This is a genomic window from Kamptonema animale CS-326 (assembly GCF_028330895.1).
In the GTDB taxonomy this organism is placed as follows: domain Bacteria; phylum Cyanobacteriota; class Cyanobacteriia; order Cyanobacteriales; family Microcoleaceae; genus Kamptonema; species Kamptonema formosum.
Window position 1 is genome coordinate 1 of the sequence record NZ_JAQMUA010000075.1, and the last position, 3127, is coordinate 3127.

The 3127-nt window shown below is 42.9% G+C and carries 2 protein-coding genes; one reads left to right on the plus strand and one right to left on the minus strand.

The genetic code is table 11. The annotated features are described in order from the left end of the window. Positions 1 to 433: 433 nt before the first annotated feature. Positions 434 to 1666, minus strand: coding sequence for a tetratricopeptide repeat protein (locus PN499_RS04450; protein ID WP_272030474.1), 1233 nt, complete (start codon positions 1664 to 1666; stop codon positions 434 to 436). A gap of 261 nt (positions 1667 to 1927) precedes the next feature. Here PN499_RS04450 and rimM point away from each other — a divergent pair, with 261 nt between their 5' ends. Next, complete coding sequence (gene rimM / locus PN499_RS04455) at positions 1928 to 2560, plus strand: ribosome maturation factor RimM (RefSeq protein ID WP_272030475.1); 633 nt, start codon at positions 1928 to 1930, stop codon at positions 2558 to 2560. Positions 2561 to 3127 lie beyond the last annotated feature (567 nt).

Consider the following 3127-nt stretch of genomic DNA (forward strand, 5'->3'; position numbering starts at 1 on the left):
AGGCAGGAGGCAGGAGGCAGGAGGCAGGAGGCAGGAGGAGATAGTAGGAGGTAGGAGAAGGCAGGAGGAGGAGGTTGATTGTATGAAGTAGGACTTACGCAGGGAGTCCCAGAAACCGGGTTTTTGAGAGAATCTTTGGGTGAAAACGAAGTATTTTCGTCAAAAAACCCGGTTTCTTTGGTTGGGTGCGTAAGTCCTGTGAAGTTCACTCAACAATGTCGATTGTAAGAAGAAGGAAGAAGGATTTAGTTATCTAGGAGAGAAGGAAGAAGGAAGAAAAATTTAGTTATCTAGGATAGAAGGAAGAATGTTTATACAGTAAGCTTTTTAGCTATCCCGATCTTATGTTTAATTAGGGGGATTTACTTATCAATAATTGGGGTAATTGATATGAGCCATTACCAATCACCAATTACCAATTACCCATTACCAATTACCCATTACCAATTAACTCTTTAAATATATCATTTTGCCTAAGAGATTCAAAGTCTATTTCATTTACTGCTAGTTGCTTGCACATATTTTGGTTGAGATTAAATGCTCGTTTCAAGTTTTCTAGAGCTAATTCTATTTCACCTTGAAGAGCATAACAACGAGCTTTGTTGTACCAAATTCGATAAAAATCGGGTCTAATTTTAGTGGCATTATCATAAGAATCAATTGCCGCATCATATTTCTGTAGCTTAGTGAGAGCAACGCCTCGATTGTTCCAAGCGTCTGTATAATCATTTTTAATTACTAATGCTTGATTGTAAGAGATAACAGCGTCTTCATACTTTTGCATTTTGGAAAGGGCAACTCCTCGATTATTCCAGGCATCGGCATAGTCGGCTTTGGCTTGAATTGCTTGTTCGTAACAGGCAATGGCTTCTGAAAGCTGCTGCATTTCTAATAATACTACTCCTCTATTATTCCAAGCGTCAGGATAGTTGGGGCGAAGTTTTGTAGCTTGTTCGTAGGAATCAATTGCTTCTTGATATCGCTGCATTCTTGTCAGCACTACTCCTCGATTGTTCCAAGTATCTGCTAAGTCTGGCTGAATTTGTAGGGCTTGATTGTAAGCGTCAACTGCCTCTTCATAGCGATTTTCAAAGAAATAAGCGTCTCCCTGTTTGGCATAGTCGCTACCGCTCATTAATTGTTTGCGATCGCCATATTTTACCGGGGTAAATTCTTGAATTTCCGGGTCGGCGAACAAAATATCAGTGTCTTCTTCGCCCCATTTTTCTTGCTGGTTAAGTTCGTCTAAGACGGTTTGAGCTTCAGTCAGAACTGTTTTTAATTGAGAAATTGTATCGTCTCTAAGACTAGCAATTTCTTGTTGGGCAAGAGCTGTTTGCTGGGCTAATTTCCCTAACAGTATCCAAACGCCGACGGCGGCGGCGGTGGGGAAGAAAGTAAGTACAATTAAAAACACATTCAGCATGGATGCTGTGCGGCGAAAAGCGGTGTCAACTTCTTCAGAGACGCGATCGCGAATCTCTTCTTTTAGCTGCATCTCTTGTAAATCCTGCTGTTGAGCTAATAGCCCCCCAGAAGTCGCAGAGGGAGCAGCAGTGGCAGTTTGAGAGAGTAAAATAGTGGCGATCGCGATCGCGCTAAGTTCTGTAAAGATGCTGACCCAAGCAATTGCCTTCGCGATCGCTACCAGATTTCGGATTTTCATGAGTTCGGTCTTGAAACAGACTATTATAGCTAGGGACTAGGGGCTACGATGCTCAGGGCTAGGGAAGAAGGGAAGAACGGAATAGAATGAGCGGGTTCCAGCTATGAGCGAGTATCCTAATCGACAAAAGCGGTTGCTATTAAATCTAGGATATCTTTTATGCGATCCCCTAGCCCTTGATACTCCCACCGCCAAAACTGCATGGGCAATCGCGGCCTGACTGCATCAAAATTAAAAATGTAATATCAGCTCTAAACGCTTATGTCTGACTGGGTAGAAATCGGTACAATTGTCGCACCTCAAGGTTTAAATGGCGAAGTGCGGGTATATCCCAACTCCGACTTCCCAGAACGTTTCTTGGAACCGGGACAGCGTTGGATGCAGCGCCCTGGCAAAGCAGAGCCCGAACCGATTGAGTTTTTGGGAGGGCGCTACATTCCGGGGAAAGGAATTTATGCGGTGCAGTTAGCAGGGGTGGAGAATATAGACGAGGCAGAAGCGCTGCGGGGTTGCCAACTGTTTGTTTCTGCAAGCGATCGCCCTCATTTAGAGGAAGGTGAATTTTATGTGCGCGATTTGATCGGGTTGCAAGTATTCTACCAACAGACGGGTGAAATGTTAGGCACTGTGGTGGATATAATTCCAGCAGGTAATGACATCTTAGAAGTAGAATTGCAGCAGAAGCCTGAACCCGCAAACATTTTAGAGGAAGAGTCTGCCACGGGACAAGTAGCGGCCCACCCCAGTCAACGCCGCAGCAAAAAACAAAAGCAACGCCCTCTCAAGCCAAAATCAAAAACAGTTTTAATTCCCTTTGTCCAAGAGATTGTCCCTATTGTTGAGATCGGGCAGCGCCGGATTGAAATTACGCCTCCACCTGGTTTACTTGAGTAACGAGCAAGTGTTGGGCTAAAGTCTAGAGCTATTGCGATCGAGAGGGATTACTTAGTTTTGAGTGCGATCGCCCAATATTCACTCTAGACATTCTTTCATAAAATTAACCCCAACTGGCATTAAGAGAATAGAATTAACCTACCGTTAAGGGTCGTTGCCGTGTTAACTTAATGGTGGCGAGAACTGGGAAGAGTAACGGAAGTAACCGGATTATTACAAAAATATGGATTTCTATGATTTGAGCGACAAACTTATTGTATAAATTTGGTTTCAGTAAAATTCTAAATCTGCTGATAGACAACTAAAAAAAAACATACTAAACTTAAATCATAGCACAGAGGTTTCTTTTACTTCTTGATAGAGAGTTGCTCAATTTAGTTTTAAGCAGCAAGTAATCGAAAGAGAAGCTCACTTGAGGATATAAAAGTGAAGGCAGAACTTTACAGGATAGAAAACAAGATTTATAGCAACCGCCAAGGTGGTTAGGACATTCTAGTTTCCTCAAACCCTTAATTCTATTCCCTTCTTCCTCTTCTTTCCCTTCTTCCCCTAGCCCCTAGCCCCTAG

Bases quoted from the DNA above. Each gene is read 5' to 3' on its own strand.
- PN499_RS04450 (WP_272030474.1), bottom strand. From the start codon at position 1,666: ATGAAAATCCGAAATCTGGTAGCGATCGCGAAGGCAATTGCTTGGGTC.
- rimM (WP_272030475.1), top strand. From the start codon at position 1,928: ATGTCTGACTGGGTAGAAATCGGTACAATTGTCGCACCTCAAGGTTTA.